General features: G+C 60.5%; 14 protein-coding genes. 10 read left to right on the forward strand and 4 right to left on the reverse strand.

The window, feature by feature from the left end; all coding sequences use genetic code 11:
• Nucleotides 1-35: 35 nt before the first annotated feature.
• Nucleotides 36-1,088 (reverse strand): 2,5-dihydroxypyridine 5,6-dioxygenase, encoded by a 1,053-nt coding sequence (locus tag WBR57_RS23195; RefSeq protein ID WP_424087004.1) that lies wholly within the window; start codon nucleotides 1,086-1,088, stop codon nucleotides 36-38.
• A 305-nt stretch (nucleotides 1,089-1,393) separates the two neighbouring features.
• On the opposite strand from WBR57_RS23195, the gene WBR57_RS23200 reads away from it, so the two are divergent.
• From WBR57_RS23200 to WBR57_RS23230, 7 genes are all read left to right on the forward strand, one after another.
• Entirely contained in the window at nucleotides 1,394-2,527 is a 1,134-nt protein-coding gene (locus WBR57_RS23200; RefSeq protein ID WP_424087006.1) for an FAD-dependent monooxygenase, read from the forward strand.
• Complete coding sequence (locus tag WBR57_RS23205; protein ID WP_424087008.1) at nucleotides 2,524-3,324, forward strand: alpha/beta fold hydrolase; 801 nt, start codon at nucleotides 2,524-2,526, stop codon at nucleotides 3,322-3,324. The genes WBR57_RS23200 and WBR57_RS23205 overlap by 4 nt, the downstream gene beginning before the upstream one ends.
• Nucleotides 3,325-3,335: 11 nt before the next feature.
• The gene (locus WBR57_RS23210) at nucleotides 3,336-4,088 is read left to right on the forward strand and encodes a maleate cis-trans isomerase family protein (protein WP_010210656.1); all 753 of its coding nucleotides are present in this window, start codon (nucleotides 3,336-3,338) and stop codon (nucleotides 4,086-4,088) included.
• Between the two features lie 12 nt (nucleotides 4,089-4,100).
• On the forward strand, nucleotides 4,101-4,733 hold the full coding sequence (locus tag WBR57_RS23215) for an N-carbamoylsarcosine amidohydrolase (RefSeq protein WP_424087011.1): 633 nt from the start codon (nucleotides 4,101-4,103) through the stop codon (nucleotides 4,731-4,733).
• 230 nt (nucleotides 4,734-4,963) lie between these two features.
• Nucleotides 4,964-6,274 carry an MFS transporter gene (locus WBR57_RS23220; RefSeq protein WP_424087012.1) on the forward strand — a complete coding sequence of 437 codons (1,311 nt, stop codon included), beginning with the start codon at nucleotides 4,964-4,966 and terminating at the stop codon, nucleotides 6,272-6,274.
• Nucleotides 6,275-6,413: 139 nt separating this feature from the next.
• Nucleotides 6,414-7,892, forward strand: a complete 1,479-nt coding sequence (locus WBR57_RS23225; protein ID WP_424087014.1) for a PhoPQ-activated protein PqaA family protein — start codon at nucleotides 6,414-6,416, stop codon at nucleotides 7,890-7,892.
• A gap of 91 nt (nucleotides 7,893-7,983) precedes the next feature.
• Complete coding sequence (locus tag WBR57_RS23230) at nucleotides 7,984-9,129, forward strand: MalY/PatB family protein (protein WP_424087016.1); 1,146 nt, start codon at nucleotides 7,984-7,986, stop codon at nucleotides 9,127-9,129.
• Between the two features lie 55 nt (nucleotides 9,130-9,184).
• Here the strand turns inward: WBR57_RS23230 and WBR57_RS23235 are convergent, their stop codons facing one another.
• Together WBR57_RS23235 and WBR57_RS23240 are read right to left on the reverse strand one after the other, a co-directional pair.
• Nucleotides 9,185-9,400 (reverse strand): TOBE domain-containing protein, encoded by a 216-nt coding sequence (locus WBR57_RS23235; protein ID WP_003173733.1) that lies wholly within the window; start codon nucleotides 9,398-9,400, stop codon nucleotides 9,185-9,187.
• 146 nt (nucleotides 9,401-9,546) lie between these two features.
• Nucleotides 9,547-13,869, reverse strand: coding sequence for a hypothetical protein (locus WBR57_RS23240; protein ID WP_424087020.1), 4,323 nt, complete (start codon nucleotides 13,867-13,869; stop codon nucleotides 9,547-9,549).
• 542 nt (nucleotides 13,870-14,411) lie between these two features.
• Here WBR57_RS23240 and WBR57_RS23245 point away from each other — a divergent pair.
• Genes WBR57_RS23245 through WBR57_RS23255 form a run of 3 tightly spaced genes read left to right on the forward strand, consistent with a single transcriptional unit; the run spans nucleotide 14,412 to nucleotide 16,934 of the window.
• Entirely contained in the window at nucleotides 14,412-15,383 is a 972-nt protein-coding gene (locus WBR57_RS23245; RefSeq protein ID WP_424087022.1) for an aliphatic sulfonate ABC transporter substrate-binding protein, read from the forward strand.
• Nucleotides 15,384-15,393: 10 nt separating this feature from the next.
• Nucleotides 15,394-16,221 (forward strand): ABC transporter permease, encoded by an 828-nt coding sequence (locus WBR57_RS23250; protein ID WP_424087023.1) that lies wholly within the window; start codon nucleotides 15,394-15,396, stop codon nucleotides 16,219-16,221.
• The gene (locus WBR57_RS23255) at nucleotides 16,218-16,934 is read left to right on the forward strand and encodes an ABC transporter ATP-binding protein (protein WP_424087025.1); all 717 of its coding nucleotides are present in this window, start codon (nucleotides 16,218-16,220) and stop codon (nucleotides 16,932-16,934) included. Before WBR57_RS23250 ends, WBR57_RS23255 begins: the two co-directional genes overlap by 4 nt.
• Nucleotides 16,935-16,967: 33 nt before the next feature.
• Here the strand turns inward: WBR57_RS23255 and WBR57_RS23260 are convergent.
• On the reverse strand, nucleotides 16,968-17,659 hold a 692-nt coding region (locus tag WBR57_RS23260; protein ID WP_424087027.1), incomplete at its 5' end, for a FecR domain-containing protein.

Here is a 17,659-nt window from a genome sequence, read left to right on the forward strand (position 1 = left end):
CATTCGCGAGCAAGCCCGCTCCCACAAGTGGATTTTCAGCGTGCCAGGGAGGCTTGTGGTGCTACCACATCGCCGCCGATCACCACCGCCTCATCATCCAGATACACATCACAGTTGCGCAACGGAATATCCATATGGCACGGCGTCTTGCGCGTCCCGCCGACCTCGGTATTCGGCCCGGTGGAGAACAGGAAATTGCCATAAAACGCCCGCGCATCCATGCACATGCCGTCGTTCTTGTCGTGCAAACCCATGGCCGCCCACTGCGCCCGTGGCTGCAGGCCCCAGCCGATATGGGAGATGCCGTACACCTGCGGGTCATTGAAATACTTCATGTAATCGCGCAGGTATTCGGCCTCGAAACCACCGTGGATACGGGTGATAAAGCCCTTCTCGATCTCCAGGGTGATCTTCTCGCGGGTGTAAGTCTTGAACGGCAGCAGGATGTCGCCGATATCCAGCACCAGCACGCCCTCGGCGGTTTCTTCATTCGGCCAGGAAAACAGGAAGCCGCTCGGCCAATGGTCCCAGCGCCCCGGCTCATCGGCAAAACCGTATTCGGTGACTGACGGGTACTGCCCCAAGGCCGCGCGAAAATCACTGCCGGCGCGGGACTCGACGTGGATCGAGCGCGCCTTTTTCAGCAATTGTTCGGCAGCCAGCACACGCACCTTGTCCTCTTCGGTCGGCAGCATGCGCGCCAGCACTTCCGGCGGCTCCACGGCCAGCAGGATGCGCGTGCCGGTCTTGAGGATCTGCTCCTGCTCCGGCGAGTGCAGCAGCATCATGGTGTCGACGATCAGGTCGGCCGCTTCCAGCGCACGTTGCGCGGCGATATTGCCGGTCAGCGCAGTGTCGCCGCAGTAGGCGGTCATGTCATTGCCCATCGCGCGCGGATGGTTGAACGACGGCAATTCCACCGCATACACCTTCGCCCCCAGCCGCTGCGCCGCATCCATCGCCGCGCGCACGGTACGCGGGTCGGAATAATGGCTCTTGAGCACGGCGACGCTCTGGGTCGGGTCGACCCTGGACAGCTTCAGCACGTGTTCAAACATCTGGGTCAGTTCGCAATCGCTTACCGGCATCTTCCTGTCTCCTGTGGCTGCACCAAGTTCAAGCACTGCGCTTCACTCTAGTGCGCTTTTATAGCGTATACGCCAATTACTGACGATAAGACCTGAATTCCAAGCGGACTGCAAGCGTCGAACCAAAACGTTACCTATCGACACATATCCAGATTTTAAAGGGATTTAATCGTTACACAGGATAATTACGGCCAAAAAATAAATTTTCAAAAGTAGGCTTCCTATTTCAAAATATGAGCGTATACACTTTAAAAACCTTGCGGACAGACGCCGCCGAAAAATCAAAAGACCGAGGATCACGCCCCATGGGAAACACACAAAAAATCGCCATCGTCGGTGCCGGCCTGGGCGGTGCCGCCGCCGCGACCCTGTTGCAGCAAGCCGGTTTTGACGTGGATATCTACGAGCAGGCGCCGGAGTTTTCGCGGCTGGGCGCAGGGATCCACATGGGCCCCAACATCATGAAAATCTTCCGCCGCATGGGCATCGAAAAGCAGCTCGACCTGATGGGTTCGCACCCCGAGCACTGGTTCAGCCGTTGCGGCGAAACCGGCGACTACCTCTCGCGCATCCCGCTCACCGGCTACGGCGCGTCCTACATCACCGTGCACCGCGGCGACCTGCACGCCTTGCAGATGTCCACCCTCAAGCCCGGCACGCTGCACTTCAACAAGCGCCTGGAAACCCTCGAAGAAAACGACACCCAGGTGCGCCTGACCTTTGCCGACGGCGAAGTGACTTACGCCGACATCGTGATCGGCGCCGACGGCATCAATTCGAAGATTCGCGAAGAACTGCTCGGCGTGGAAAAACCGCTGTACAGCGGCTGGGTCGCGCACCGCGCGCTGATCCGTGGCGACCAGTTGGCCAAGTACGACCTGAAGTTCGAAGACTGCATCAAGTGGTGGACCGAAGACCGCCACATGATGGTGTACTACACCACCGGCAAACGTGACGAGTACTACTACGTGACCGGCGTACCCCACGCCGAATGGGACTTTCAGGGCGCCTTTGTCGACAGCAGCCGTGAAGAGATGTTTGACGCGTTCAAGGGCTACCACCCCACCGTGCAGGCGCTGATCGAGTCCACCGAAAGCGTGACCAAATGGCCGCTGCGCAACCGCAACCCGCTACCGCTGTGGAGCCGTGGTCGCCTGGTGCTGCTGGGCGACGCCTGCCACCCGATGAAACCGCACATGGCCCAGGGCGCCGGCATGGCCATCGAAGACGCGGCGATGCTCACCCGTTGCCTGCAGGAAACCGGCATCAGCGACTACCGCACCGCCTTCCAGCTCTACGAAGCCAACCGAAAGGAGCGCGCCTCCCGCGTGCAAGCGGTGTCCAATGCCAACACCTGGCTGCGCGCCCAGGAAGACCCGGACTGGGTCTACGGCTATGACTTGTACGCCCAGCCCCTGAAATCGGGGGTGGCCGCGTGAGTTCCTTCCTCTACGGCGGCAACGTCCAGGCCAACGGCATTCGCCAACATTACCTGCGCTACGGCGGCAAGGGCCCGGCGCTGATCCTGATCCCGGGCATCACCAGCCCGGCGATCACCTGGGGGTTCGTGGCCGAGCGCCTTGGCGCACAGTTCGACACTTACGTGCTGGACGTGCGCGGTCGCGGGCTGTCGTCGACTGGCCCCGAACTGGACTACAGCGCGGATATTTGCGCCGACGACATCGGCGCCTTTGCCGATGCGCTCAACCTCGGCAGCTACCACCTGATGGGCCACTCCATGGGCGCGCGTTTCGCCGTGCGCAGCGCGGTCAAGCATCCGCAGGGCGTGAACCGCGTGGTGCTGATCGACCCGCCGGTGTCCGGTCCCGGCCGCCGCGAGTACCCGAGCAAACTGCCGTGGTACGTCGATTCGATCCGCCAATCCCTGGTCGGCATGGATGCGCAGGCGATGCGCGTCTTCTGCGCCACCTGGACCGATGAACAACTGCAGCTGCGCGCTGAATGGCTGCACACCTGCTACGAGCCGGCCATCGTGCGCGCGTTCAATGACTTCCACGACGTCGACTTCCACCAGGACCTGCCCCGCCTCAAGGCCCCTGCCCTGTTGATGGTGGCCGGGCGTGGCGGCGTGATCCTCGACGCAGATATCGCCGAAATCCAGGACCTGCAACCCGGCATCCAGGTCGTTCACGTACCGAATGCGGGGCACATGATCCCGTGGGACGACCTCGAAGGCTTCTTCGCTGCGCTCGGCGACTTCCTCACACAACAATAATGGAGATCCCCATGCAGAAGCCCTACCGCATCGGCCAGATCGTGCCGAGCTCCAACACCACCATGGAAACCGAGATCCCGGCGATGCTCACCGCGCGCCAGGCGATCCGCCCCGAGCGGTTTACCTTTCACTCCAGCCGCATGCGCATGAAGCAGGTGCGCAAGGAAGAACTCGCGGCCATGGACGGCGAGTCCGACCGCTGCGCCGTCGAGCTGTCCGACGCCAAGGTCGATGTGCTGGGGTATGCGTGCCTGGTGGCGATCATGGCCATGGGGCTGGGTTATCACCGCAATTCCGAACAGCGCCTGCGCAAGGCGACTGCCGACAACGATGCGAATGCCCCGGTGATCACCAGCGCCGGCGCCTTGATCGAAGGCCTGAAAGTGATGGGCGCCAAGCGTATCGCCATCGTCGCGCCGTACATGAAACCGTTGACCGAGCTGGTGGTGAACTACATCCGCGAAGAAGGTTTTGAAGTGGTGGACTGGCGTGCGCTGGAGATCCCCGACAACCTTGAAGTGGCCCGCCACGACCCGGCCAACCTGCCGGCCATCGTTGCCGGGATGAACCTGGAAGGCGTCGACGTGATCGTCCTGTCGGCTTGCGTACAGATGCAGTCGCTGCCGGTGGTGGCCAAGGTCGAGGCACAAACCGGCAAACCGGTGCTCACCGCCGCCATCGCCACCACCTACGCCATGCTCAAGGCCCTGGACCTGGAACCCATCGTTCCCGGCGCCGGCGCCCTGCTGTCCGGCGCTTACTGAGGAGTGTGTGCAATGACCGAACAATCCGCCGACGCCAACTACCAGGGGGTGTGGGGCAACCGAATCGGCTTCGGCAAAAAGGCCGCGCTGCTGATGATCGACTTCATGCAGGCCTACACCACGCCAGGCGCGCCGTTGTTTGCGCCCGGCGTGGTCAGCGCCGTGGCGCAAAGCGTCGAGCTGCTGGCCGCCGCACGCCAACACGGGATTGCGGTGGTGCACACCAATATCCGCTACCATCCCGGCCATTTCGCCGACGGCGGTATCTGGGTGAAAAAGGCCCCGGTGATGAAGGACATGGTCGAGGGCAATCCGCTCGCCGCGTTTTGCACCGAGGTGCTGCCCCAGGCCGCTGAAGTGGTGATCACCAAACAATACGCCAGTGCATTTTTTGGCAGCAGCCTGGCCCCGATGCTGCACGCTCAAGGTATCGACACCGTGGTGCTCGCCGGCTGCTCCACCAGTGGCTGCATTCGGGCGACGGCGGTGGATGCCGTGCAACACGGGTTTCGCACCATCGTCGTGCGTGAATGCGTCGGTGATCGCCACGCCGCGCCCCACGAGGCCAACCTGTTCGACATCGACAGCAAGTACGGCGACGTGGTGAGCAAGCAGGAGGCGCTGAGCAAGTTCAGGGAACCATAAGGATTCACCCGGAACCACGACAAAGAGCGTGGTCCGGAAAAAAAACTGAGTGACCCGCTGGAATGCAATCGGATGGGGGAGCAAGCCCGCTCCCACACTTGATCACCTTCAGCAGGGAAACCTCAGTCTTCTGACACTGCCTTTGGAAGTCGCTTTCTACAGCACTCCGAAGTGCTGGCCCCCAAAAAGCGGCTGTATAAAAACCATAAGTCACCGCCAGGAGACACCCAATGCCCATTGCGAATGCAGCGCCCGCGACCACGCTCGCCGACCCCGTCAACACGCTCTACCACAAGATCACCTGGAAGCTGATTCCGTTCCTGTGTTTCTGCTACCTGGCCGCCTACCTCGACCGCATCAATATCGGCTTCGCCAAACTGCAGATGCTCGACCAGCTGCACTTCAGCGAAACCGCGTTCGGCCTTGGCGCCGGGCTGTTTTTCGTCGGCTACATCATTTTTGAAGTGCCGAGCAACCTGGTGCTCGAGCGGGTGGGCGCGAAGATCTGGATCGCGCGCATCATGATCACCTGGGGCCTGCTATCGGCCTGCACCATGCTGGTCACCTCCACCACCCAGTTCTACATCCTGCGCTTCCTGCTCGGCGCCGCCGAAGCCGGCTTTTTGCCGGGCGTGCTGTATTACCTGACCACGTGGTTTCCGACCCACCGGCGCGGGCGCATCATCGCGCTGTTCATGATCGGCCTGCCGCTGTCCAGCGTGATCGGCGGCCCGCTGTCTGGCTGGATCATGGGCCACTTCGACAACCTCGGCGGCCTGCGCGGCTGGCAGTGGCTGTTCCTGATCGAAGCGGTGCCCAGCGTGTTGCTCGGCGTGCTGACCTTCTGGGCGTTGCCCAATACCTTCCAGCATGCCAAATGGCTGTCGGACGAGGAAAAAGCCCTGCTCGAAAGCGAGCTGCGCAAGGACGACGCCGGCGCCACCGCCAGCAAACACAGCTTTCGTGAGGGTTTTTTCAACCTCAAGGTGTGGATGCTCGGCGGTATCGACTTCTCGATCCTGCTCAGCGCCTACGCCATGGGGTTCTGGATGCCGACCTTCATCCGCAACGCCGGGGTCACCGACACCTTCCATATCGGCGTGCTCACCGCACTGCCAAGCGTCGCCGCCCTGCTGGGCATGCTGCTGATCGGCGCCAGCTCGGACAAACACCGCGAACGCCGCTGGCACATCATCGTGCCGTTTTTCATCGGCGCCGCGGCGATGGCCACCAGCACCTTTTTCACCCATAACGTCGCGGCCACCGTGGCGCTGTTCGCGATTGCCTCGGCGGCGATCATCGGCGCCGTACCGGTGTTTTTCAGCCTGCCGGCGACCTTTCTCAAAGGCACCGCAGCCGCCACTGGCTTTGCCCTTGCGTGTTCGGTGGCGAACATCGCGGGCCTGGTGAGTAACTCGTTGATGGGCGTTGCAATCGACGTCACCGGCAGCAGCGCGGGCGCCCTCTGGTTTTTCGCCGGCTGCCTGATCCTCAGCAGCTTCCTGGTCATCGCCCTGCCAGCGAAACTGGTGAACCGTTGACACCCACTGATACCCAAACAGAACAGACGCTGGGGTTAACCTGCCCTGTCGTCTGTACCTGTCAGAGTTCACAGTAGCAGGCGCGGTTTTCCCGTCATTAAATGGTCACTCCCCTGGTTAACCGCAAGGAAGTGCGACCATGTCATCCTCCCTGTATCGTCTTCTCAAGCTGGCCCCCGCCCTGGGCATGCTTGTGCTGATCAATGCGTGCAAGGCTCCTGGCGATGTCACGTCTGACGCAATGGCCTGTTTTGAACACAGCGGGCGAAACTACAGCGAGGTCCTTGGCTGCTATAAAAAAGCCAATGCGCTGGTCGCTCCCGATTACAAGGCCGAAGGCGTCGAACAGGTGGGCGACGTGCAAATAACGCGCTACCGGCTCCTGTCCCAGGCGTGGGGAAGCAACGGCACTGTCGCCCCCGCCCTCTGGAAGCATCGGGTCGAGATCTATACCCCGCGCACGGTGCTGCCGGACAAACCCGCCATCCTGGTGGTCAACGACGGCGTCAATAATCCCTTGCCAGGCTCGCCTCCAGGCGCACCGAACAATTTCACCCGCGACAGCCTGCTGCGCATCGCCCGCGAAACCGGGTCCAGCGTGGTGGTGGTCGATGATGTTCCCAACCAGTACCTGACCTACAACAACGATGGCAAGCTGCGCACCGAAGACGACAGCGTTGCCCACAGCTGGAAGCTGTTCATGCAGGCGCCCGCCGCTGATCCTTTCATGGCCGTGAATGTGCCGGCGATGGAAGCCGTCATCAAAACCATGGACCTGGCGGACCGGGAACTGCCGGTCAAGGCTTCCGGCTACATCCTGACCGGCGCTTCAAAACGCGCCTGGGCCGTGTGGCTGGCCATGTTGCTAGACAAACGCGTCAGCGCAATCGCCCCGATCGTCATCGAGACGCTCAACGGCAAACTGGCCTTTGACCACGCCTACCAGGTGTATGGGCAAAGCTGGCCACTGGCATTTATCGACTACTACCGCGAGGGTGTCACCGCACAGCGCGACAGCGAGGCGTTCGACAAGCTGATGCGCGTCATCGATCCCCTGCACTATCTGGGCACCGCGTACGCGCCGCGGCTGAGCACGCCCAAATACATCATCAATGCCAGCGGCGACGACTTTTTCGTGCCCGACAGCAGCCGTAATTATTACCCCAGCTTACCGGGCGCCAAATCCCTCAGGTCCATACCCAATAGCGCCCATGATATCCGGGCCTTTATACCCGATGCGTTGATCCCGTTCTTCAAGCGGATTCGCGCAGGTCGGCTGTTGCCCACGGTGGTGCCAGTGGCAGGCGGCGCCTTCCGCTTTTCAGAACTGCCCATCAAGGTGGTGCGCTGGAACGCCAATAATCCGCAAGCCAGGGACTTTCGCTTCAACTGCAACATCCGTTACATGCCAACCCCATTGCCTGTTTCGCAAACGGTCGGGCCATTGGACGCCGCCCCCAAGGCCGGCTGGCACGCAGCGTTCATCGAAGCGACCTTTGAGGACGGCATGGTCGCGACAACTCAGGTGCAGATAATGCCAGACACCTACCCGCCGCTACCTCCCGCGCCAGGCGGACCTTTCTGCCAAACCTTGCCGGGGCCTGGGCCGACTGACTGAAAGGAGCGCTGTGAATACGGGGCTGGTATCTGGATTTTAACTCGTTAGAATCAGCGGCATTTCCTGCCTGCATCCTTGACACGAGCCCCCCATGAGCTTCGATTTCGACACGATCCACCCACGCTTCGGCACCGGCAGTACCAAGTGGAACCGCTACCCGCAAGACGTTTTGCCGATGTGGATCGCCGACATGGACATCGCCGCCCCACCCGCGGTGCTCAAGGCCCTGCACCAGCGCCTCGACCAGCAGATCCTCGGCTACAGCGTGGCCGGCGCGGATGTACGCGAAGCGATCATCGCCGACCTCTGGGCCAAGTACGCCTGGCGTGTTCAGCCCGAAGACCTGCTGTTCCTGCCCGGCGTCGAACCCGGCTTCAACATGGCCCTGCACGCCTTCGTCCACCCCGGCCAACCGGTGGTTCTGCAAACCCCCAACTATCGCCCGATCCGCCTGGCCCCCGGCCACTGGAACCTGCCGCGTATCGAGGTCCCGTTCGAGCTCGTCAATGGCGAATACCTGACCCCACTGCCCGCCTTGCGCCAGGCACTGACCGGCGCCGGCGCACTGCTGTTGAGTAACCCGCACAACCCCGTGGGCAAGGTCTTCCCGCGTGAAGAGTTGCTGGCCGTGGCGAGCGCCTGCCTGGACAACGGCGCGCTGATCATCAGCGACGAGATCCACGCCGAACTGTGCTTCGACGGCCGCCGCCACATCCCGACCGCCAGCCTCAGCCCCGAGATCGCCCAGCGCACCATCACGCTGATGTCGGCCAGCAAGGCCTACAACGTGGCCGGCCTGAAAACCTGCTTTGCCGTGGTACAGAACGCCGAGATCCGCGAGCGCTTCAACCAGGCCCGCTGCGGCATGGTCGACAGCGTCAGCCCCCTGGGCCTGGAAGCGACGCGCGCCGCTTACAGCCAGTGCGGCGAATGGCTGGAGGCGCTGCTTCAGTACCTGCAAGCCAACCGCGACTATTTGCTCGACGCCGTGCAAACCCGCTTGCCTGGCGTGGTCATGCACGCGCCCCAGGGCACCTTCCTCGCGTGGCTGGACTGCAGCGCCCTGGGCCTGGAGGACCCACAGCAATTTTTCCTGGAGCAGGCCAAGGTTGGGTTAAGCGCGGGGATCGAGTTCGGCGATGACAGCCAACAGTTCGTACGGCTGAACTTCGGCTGCCCACGGGCGATGCTGGAGGAAGGTTTGAAACGTATGGAAGGCGCGTTGCGTCAGCGCTAGAGCACTGTTGCACGCAGAAAAACTGTGGGAGCCACGCTCCCACAGTGGGCCAGGTTTACAGCTTGGCAATGGACACTTCGGTGGATTTCACAAAGGCAATCACTTCGCTGCCGACCTTCAATTCCAAGTCACGCACCGAGCGGGTGGTGATCACCGAGGTGACGATACCCGACGCGGTTTGCACGTCGATTTCGGACACCACTTCGCCCAGCAGGATTTCCTTGATCACGCCTTTGAACTGGTTGCGCACGTTGATCGCTTTAATGGTCATGTCGGGTTTCCTTTTGGCTGTTGGGTCAATCCGCACGAATGCGCAGGCCCTCAAAATGCGCTATTGATCAGAACATTAAAAGGAATATATAACTCTTTATTTATTCCTTATTAGTATATCTCTCTCAACATGCCAATCTGTGCGCCTCATCCACGCGACAGCGGTTTCAGATCAACCTGGATGCGGCTGACCTGCGGGAACCGGTTGAATACCCCTCCCTGGCGCGCGGCGTTTATGCTCATCAACGTGCCGTCATTGGCGATGAAGGTCGCGCGTGCCTGGTCGCCCTTCCCCTCTTCGGGGAAGGCATTTTTAAGCACGATTTTTTGCAGTTGCCGGTTAGTTTCACCGATCAGGTTCACCGACAGATCCCCTGATGGCGAAACGCTCCAACCTGAGATCTGTGCCGTGCTGTAGTCCAGCCTGACGACACTCTCGGCGGCGTCAGTGATGGTCACGCCCAGGTCGCCCTTGTGGATCACGTAGGTATTGAAGCCGCCTTCGCCATAGATATCAGCGCCGCCATTGACCACGACAATGTTCGCGCCCTTGCCGGTGTAAGCCACATCGTTATCGCCATTGAGGGTGATCAGATTGTTTTCGTCATTGCCCTGGACGAAGCTTTCCCCCTTTGGAGTCGTCGTCGCATTAGAGAATGATTGGAAATGTGCGATTTTTTTCAAGCCGTCGCTATTCGACTCTGCGGTTTTTATTGAGAGGGTATTGGTTTTGAAATTGATAACATGCCCGAAGTAATGCGCTGTTATGTCTTTCCCGCCCTGCTGGTAGGCGGTATTGAGCGGCCCCGAAAAAGTCAGGGTATTGCGCCCGCCCCCGCCATTGAGCGAAGTTTGCCGCGGACTGAAGCCACCCTTTTCGGTTGCCGAGACTTGCCGGGCCTGTTCCAGGGTCTGGCGTGCATCGGCATTGAACACAACGGTATCGTCCGCATCCCCCCCTCTGATGCCTTTTTTACCGCCCCCCAGTAAGAAATAATTAGGCTTTTTCTCCACACCCGACGCCCAGTCATCACCGTCCCCCAAATCCCAGAGGGTGGCCTTGTTTTCGCCCTGCTCGCCTTCCACTGCGTGAACCGGCTTGCCGTTCAATGACTTGGAAGGCCCCATCAGGCTTTCGTCACCACCTTTTATAGCGACCTCAGGAACATAGCCCGGCACCTTGATCAAGCTCAGCAGCCATGTGGCCGGTGAATACCACAGTGCGGGCGTGAGCCCGACTTTGCCTGGTACCTGTTTGGCCTCTACGTCGGCTGAGCCGAATACAACGCGCTCAAAATATTCTTTGCCCTTACCTTGCAAAAAAGCTTGGTGGCGGGCTTGGTTTTGCTTCACATAATCCTTCGCGTATTTGGCTTCCAGATAGGGCTTCATAACACCAAAGCCCGGCTCGAACCCCAGGAACGACTTCACGCCGACACTGAACTTTTGCAGGCCTGATAGCGGTGTGTATTGATCGATATCTTCCACCGAACGAACGGCGGAATAAATGGCCTGCGCCGCCATCAGCGTTCCCGCCACGATAAGGCCCGCGGGGCCGGTAGCGGCACCGGCCATGAATGCAGTGCCCAGGGCTATGGAAGTGACTGCATTAGTGACGGCAAAAGCCCCGTTGACGTAGTGGTCCTGGGCCTCTTTACCGGTGCTGCGACCGGCTTTATTGAATGAATCGACAGCGTTGTAGGTATCAAACGGCACACTGAACACCAGTCCGGCGCGACCTGCGGCCTTCTCGATCATCTTGCCAAGGCTGCTGACCTTGAAGCTCAGGATGGACGTCGCCTGATTACTGATTAGTTTTTGTGCCACCTTGCTCAAGCCAACTTCAGCACCCATGCCTACGTAATCGGCCGCCACGGCACCCAGGCCAACCGCCGCTTCAGGCGTATTGCCCTGTTGCAGGTTTTCGACGGCGCTGCGCAGCGCATGGAACGTGCTGTAAGCGCTGAACCCCAGCCCCGCAGCACTCTTAGCGGCGGACGTATCCGCCCCAGAAGTGAAGAAGTCTACAGGCAGCGGTTTATTGCTGCGTTGCAAGGCGCGCATCTCGGCAGCCTGCTGCGACATTTGGCCTACCGCCGCTCGCAGCGCGTCAGACTCCAGCCCGCCATCGGATGGGCCGATCAAAGGCGCACTGGCGGGACTACGATTCGTCGCGATTTCACCCAGCACATGGCTGACGCGCTCAGCGGCGCCTTTCGGTGCCGACCGCAAGTTTTCTCTTAAACGGCTGTAATCGATAAGCACGCTGTTTGCCAGCTTGCGACCATCCCAATCGTTCGCCGACGCATCCTCAATCGGTTTGCCGTCGATGCTGGCGCCCAGTTTATAAAGCTCGACACGACTGGCTTGCACCTCACCGACTTGGATCGGTGGCCGGGTTTCATCGAGTTTTTGCAGGCGCTGTACGTGTGCCGGATCAATCGGCCTGGTGTCGGGCACCTTATCTGCTGCAGGGTGCAGCAACGACTTGAGCCCAGTGTCGACCCGGCTGTCGAGCGCTCCGTCATAAAGACGCGCGGTGAAGGCTTCCGACATGAAATCAAGCGCACTTCGGGACGCGCGCTGGCTCAACTGATGACCGTTGCCGGTATACGCATTGCGGTTTTCGATGGCGGTGAGAAATGCCTTTGGCTCTGATTTGAAGTAGCTATATAGCCCAAGCTTGCCGGCAAGTAGCGCGGCTTGTTTACGCACAATCGGCTCGACATTACGGATAGAAGGTTCACGGGCGATGCTATCGGCAACGCTTTTGTCGCCAGACGCAGGCGGGGCGAAAAAATCGTCACCGATAATCAGGGTAGGAGACTTACCCAAACGCAACTGTGTTTCCGGCTGACTACCAGGATTGGCCATGACCACAGTGAGCTTGTAACCCATCGACTTTGCCGATTCCGGTGCACGTTGCCGGAGCTTGAGCAGCGCCGCGTCGACCGCAGTGGCTATCTCTTTGAGCTTGTCAGGGCCAACGTAACGGGCACCGCCGATTTGGACGCTCACGCCTTGCAAAACCTTCTCCTGGATTCTTCTCGGACGTCCTATTTTGTCTGCATCCAACTTTGCTCGCTTCTGTTCCATGATTTCAAAGACATAAGGGTAATCCGTTGGCGCAGAGGCCTGATTGATTGCGTTGTGCAGTTTGCGTTCAAGCGCGCTCATAGACGAACCCAGAGCGCTGTCTGGATGAGTCTCGATGAAGGCTTTTACCTCGCCCAATAACTCGACCGCCTGATGGAACTGGGGAAAGCCTTTAAGCGCATGCAGTTTGTCCAACCCCTCTGACACCGGCATGTAGTCATTGAATTGCGCCGTCGCTGGCGCAGGCAGCTGGAGTCTGAATTCCCGCCCTGTCGGCAGGTCGTAAGGATCGATTAACTTGAGCTTGTCGAGCCCGCTCAAGGGAGCGTCGTACATGAACCTGATACCGGTGCGGGCGCTGGACATCTCAGGGATGCGATCCGGATTAAACACGCTGATTGCGTATAAAGGATTATTCGGCGTTCCGGAAAAGGGACGCACACTGGCATTCACTTGGGGGTTGGTAAATACCTTATCCAACCCTTTCTTGAACGCTTTAGCGGTTCGAAATTCGACATGGCCGTAGTTTGGATCGTTGTAGTAGTAAGTTTTGTTGCCTTGCGGCCCCACGATTACCCCCGCCGTCATGCTATGGCCATCAGCGCCGAGCAACAGTGTTTTACTCGTTGCTGATGCAATAAGTTGCGGGGCTATCTCGGTATAGGGGGCGAACTTCAGGGTTGCGCGATCATACGCATCGCCTGATTCGGTGTGTGCTTGGACCTCTGCGAGCTTTTGGAAAAACGCCTGGGACTCCGTCGAGTCGGGGGCTGCCAGCGCCTGATAGATATTGCCCAGGAAAATATGGTGTTTACCCTCAGCCACTGCCAGCGACAAAAGATAAGAGATCCCTGCGCATTCACCGAGGGATTGCTGGTTTGTTAAGGAAAGATAGTAATTTTGAGGCATCGGTGTCACCCGAGAGTCCTGATCACTCAATAGCGCGGTAAATACACTCACGCGAGTCTGATAAGACGGAACCCTGAATCGCTGCTCGCTCAGGCGTCGCAATGCGCCCATTTGTTCCGAATCAAAGTCGGAACCTTTCGCCAGCCGCATGAGCGCCGCGTGACTCATCGATGCAGAATAGCCAGGCAACTTCACCGAGGAGGGTGTCTCATAGCCTTTCATATAACCCTGAGGGTCAACCTGCTTGGCGTAGAACACCTTCGCGTGAAAGTAAATCGGTAAGTCTTTTTCTGGAGCGTGTTTACCCGACTCTTGTTCATCCAGCACTTCATCGACGAGCGGGTTAAATCGCGGTGCTTCATGCGCGCGGTCCTTGCTCCCAAGTTGATGCCCTGATGCAGTTGGCTGCTTGGCGGGCAAGCCTGGGGCAATGCTCGCTTCTGCATCAGCGGTGGCAAGGTGCATGCCCAATCTCGAACTAGAAAAATGCATGAAACGCTCCGCGAATTGGATCGACTTAACCTCCCTATCAACTAAGGGCCCGTATGCGGCGAACCTATCAATCAAGCGCCAAGGGAATCTGTCGGATGTTTCCCAACCCCATTGCAAGTGTTGCCCTTCACCCGACGCTGACTCGGCGCCTGCGCACTCGCCCTGTGCCTGTAGCCACTGGCCGAAGCAGCTGACGCCGAAGTCAATCTGGACTACGCCTACTACTCGCCCGTCAGCCTGGCGCTCAAGCACTTCACAAGCCCTGCCCCCCAATCAAGCGCGAAGGGTATCTATCGGACCTTTCCGACATCCTTCGAAGGTGTTGCCCTGCAAACAGCGGTTCAACAAACTGCTACCCCCATAACAGCTGTCGAGGCCCAGCAAGGCTGCTATGGGCTTGGGCAGAGCAGATGGCACAGAGACTGCATATTCCTGGAAAGCATGATTAAACATGCCAACTCAATTTTCTGAATATAAGAAAACGCCTTCTCTCAACGTCTTGCCGGAGCTGTTCCATGAAACTGTCCACCCAGCGCCTATTGAGCGCCTGCGCCCTCGCCCTGTGCCTGCAACCACTGGCCCAGGCGGCTGAAACCGATCCCGCCGAAGTCAATCTGGACTACGCCTATTACTCGCCCGTCAGCCTGGTGCTCAAGCACTTCGGCTGGCTGGAACAGGCCCTGCCAAACAGCAAGGTCGGCTGGGTGTTGAGCCAGGGCAGCAACCGCTCGCTGGAATACCTCAACAGCGGCGGCGTGGATTTCGCCTCGTCGGCCAGTTTGTCCGCCGTGCTCAGCCGCGCCAACGGCAGCCCGATCAAATCGGTGTACGTTTACAGCCGCGCCGAATGGACCGCCCTGGTGGTGCGCAAGGACTCGCCCTTCAAGAGCGTCACCGACCTGAAAGGCAAGAAAATCGCCGCCACCAAAGGCACCGACCCGTACCTGTTCACCCTGCGCAGCCTGCAACAGGCCGGGTTGAAAAAAGACGATGTAGAACTGGTGCACCTGCAACACCCGGACGGCCGTACCGCCCTGGAAAAAGGTGATGTGGACGCCTGGGCCGGTCTCGACCCGCACATGGCCGCCAGTGAAATCCAGGCCGGTTCGCGCCTGCTGTACCGCAACAAAGACTTCAACAGCTATGGCGTGGTCAGCGTCACCGAGAAGTTCGCCAAGGAGCATCCGCAGACCATCACCAAAGTGCTCGGTGCCTATGAAAAGGCCCGCGACTGGGCGGTGAAACACCCGGATGATTTCGCCAAGCTGCTTGCCGATGAGTCCGGCCTGCCGCTGGAAGTGGCCAAGCTGCAATTGTCGCGCACCGACCTGAGCACGCCGCTGCTCAACAGCAAGGACGTGGCGTCCTCCAAGGCGGCGGCGCCGATCCTGGTGTCTGAAGCGTTGGTGCGCAAAGGCGTGAATGTGGATCAGGTGATTGACCAACTGATCGACCCGTCTTTCGGCCAAACCCTGTCCAAGCAATAAGGGGCGCGTGATGACCAGCAAAACCCAAGCACTGCCCCTTGCGGCGCCCCCGGTCAGCCCGCGCAGCGCCTGGCCACGGCGGCTCAAGGGCCTGGTGTTGCCGGTGCTGATCCTGCTGATCCTCGAGGTGGTGGTGCGGGTCGGTTGGCTGCCGTCGTACCAGATGCCCGCGCCCAGCGAGATTGCCGTGACCCTCACCGACCTGGCCGAAGGTGCCTTGTGGAAACACATCAGCGCCAGCCTCGGCCGGGTGCTGCTGGGCTTTGCCATCGGCGCCAGCCTGGCGCTGGTGTTCGCCGCCTGGGTCGGCTTGAGCCGTGAAGCCGAGGCCTACCTGGAACCGACTTTCGCCGGGCTGCGCTCGATTCCGAGCCTGGCCTGGGTGCCGCTGTTGCTGTTGTGGCTGGGTATCGATGAAACCTCAAAGATCGTGCTGATCGCGATTGGCGCGTTCTTCCCGGTCTACCTCAATGGCGTCGCGGCGATCCGCGACATCGATCGCAAACTGGTGGAGGTCGGCCAAATGTACGGCTTCAGCCGGCGCCGCCTGGTGCGACGGATCCTGTTGCCCGCTGCCCTGCCCGGCCTGTTCACCGGGTTGCGCAGCGGCTTGAGCCTGGCGTGGATGTTCCTGGTGGCGGCCGAGTTGATCGCAGCCACCAAGGGCTTGGGTTACCTGCTCAGCGACGGGCGCGAGACCTCACGCCCGGACATCGTGCTGGCGGCAATCATTGTGTTGGCGTTGCTGGGCAAGGTCAGCGACGGCCTGCTGGCGGCGCTGGAAAAACGCTGCCTGGCATGGCGCGACACGTTCAATGGCCAAGGTGCGGAGCAATGAGCATGCAGGCGTTATTGGAGATTCGCGTCGAGCGTAAAAGCTTCGCCAGCACCACGGTGTTGAAAAACGTGCACCTGGCCTTGCAGCCACGCGAGGCCGTCAGCCTGCTTGGCCCCAGCGGTTGCGGCAAAAGCACCTTGCTGCGCATCGTCGCCGGGCTGGAGAAGGACTTCCAGGGCGAGCTGCACAGCCCCGACGGCGAAGTCGCCTTTGTGTTTCAGGAACCGCGGCTGATGCCCTGGCTTACGGTGGAACAGAACATCGGTTTCAGCGATGACCACCGCTACGACAAGGCCTGGGTCGCGCAATTGATCGAGGAAGTCGGCCTCACGGGCTTCGCCCAGGCCTTGCCCAAGGCATTGTCCGGCGGCATGGCGCAACGGGTGGCCATCGCGCGTGGCCTGTATTCACGCCCGCAGGTATTGCTGCTGGATGAGCCGTTCAGCGCGGTGGATGCCTTTACTCGCATGAAGCTGCAAGACCTGCTGCTGCAACTGGCCGCGCACCATGCCATCGCCCTGTTGCTGGTGACCCACGACGTGGACGAGGCGTTGTACCTGAGCGATCGGGTGCTGGTGATGGACAACCGACCGAGCAGCATCCGCGAGGAATTGGCGGTGGACTTGCCGCACCCCAGGGACCGGCGAGACCCGCTGCTGGCACAGCTCAAGGCGCTGTCCTTGACGGAGTTGCAGCGGGCGCATGTGATCTGAACACCGTGGCGAGCGGACTTGCGGGAACCACGGTTATGCCGCGCTGACGCGTGGTGTCAGTGTCACCCAATACCGCGTCCGCGCCTGCACCTCGAACCCCAGGGTCGAGGCCAGCAGGTTGAGGATGCGGTCGGTGTCGTCCAGGCGGAAACTGCCGGTTACGCGCAAGGTTTCCAGGCTTGGATCCCAGCGCAGCACGCCGGGGCGATAGCGCTCCAGTTCCCGCAGGAAATCCCCGAGCCGTTGATTCTGGGCGGTCAGCACGCCGTCGCGCCAGCCCAGTTGCAACGCATCAAACGGCACCCAGGCACCGAGCCCGGCGGTTTTCAGCGGGGCTTGCTGGCCGCCCTGCAACGTCGCCGATTGCCCCTTCAAATCGCGCACCTGCACCGTGCCTTTCAGCACCGAGACCAGGCAACCGGCGCCCAGTTGACGCACGCACAGCTCGGCCTGGCTGACCCGCAATTCACCGTAACGCGTGTGCACGGTCATGGCTGCCGTGCCTGGTACGTTCAGCGCCAGCTCGCCGTCCACCAAACGGATGCGCCTTTGCGCCGGATCGACGTCCACCGCCGTGGCCGTGTTGAGTTGCAGGCTGGCGCCGTCAGCCAGCGGCATGCGTCTGCGTTCGCCAGTGGCGGTGTGCACGTCGGCGCGCCAAGCCTCGATGGGCAACTGACGGCTGATCAACCAGGCCGCCGGCACCAGCGCCGCCACCCCGAGTG

Origin of the sequence: Pseudomonas sp. (genome assembly GCF_049590575.1) — a bacterium.
Classification (GTDB): Bacteria; Pseudomonadota; Gammaproteobacteria; order Pseudomonadales; family Pseudomonadaceae; genus Aquipseudomonas.

Bases quoted from the DNA above. Each gene is read 5' to 3' on its own strand.
- WBR57_RS23195 (WP_424087004.1), bottom strand. From the start codon at position 1,088: ATGCCGGTAAGCGATTGCGAACTGACCCAGATGTTTGAACACGTGCTG.
- WBR57_RS23200 (WP_424087006.1), top strand. From the start codon at position 1,394: ATGGGAAACACACAAAAAATCGCCATCGTCGGTGCCGGCCTGGGCGGT.
- WBR57_RS23210 (WP_010210656.1), top strand. From the start codon at position 3,336: ATGCAGAAGCCCTACCGCATCGGCCAGATCGTGCCGAGCTCCAACACC.
- WBR57_RS23215 (WP_424087011.1), top strand. From the start codon at position 4,101: ATGACCGAACAATCCGCCGACGCCAACTACCAGGGGGTGTGGGGCAAC.
- WBR57_RS23220 (WP_424087012.1), top strand. From the start codon at position 4,964: ATGCCCATTGCGAATGCAGCGCCCGCGACCACGCTCGCCGACCCCGTC.
- WBR57_RS23225 (WP_424087014.1), top strand. From the start codon at position 6,414: ATGTCATCCTCCCTGTATCGTCTTCTCAAGCTGGCCCCCGCCCTGGGC.
- WBR57_RS23230 (WP_424087016.1), top strand. From the start codon at position 7,984: ATGAGCTTCGATTTCGACACGATCCACCCACGCTTCGGCACCGGCAGT.
- WBR57_RS23235 (WP_003173733.1), bottom strand. From the start codon at position 9,400: ATGACCATTAAAGCGATCAACGTGCGCAACCAGTTCAAAGGCGTGATC.
- WBR57_RS23240 (WP_424087020.1), bottom strand. From the start codon at position 13,869: ATGCACCTTGCCACCGCTGATGCAGAAGCGAGCATTGCCCCAGGCTTG.
- WBR57_RS23245 (WP_424087022.1), top strand. From the start codon at position 14,412: ATGAAACTGTCCACCCAGCGCCTATTGAGCGCCTGCGCCCTCGCCCTG.
- WBR57_RS23250 (WP_424087023.1), top strand. From the start codon at position 15,394: ATGACCAGCAAAACCCAAGCACTGCCCCTTGCGGCGCCCCCGGTCAGC.
- WBR57_RS23255 (WP_424087025.1), top strand. From the start codon at position 16,218: ATGAGCATGCAGGCGTTATTGGAGATTCGCGTCGAGCGTAAAAGCTTC.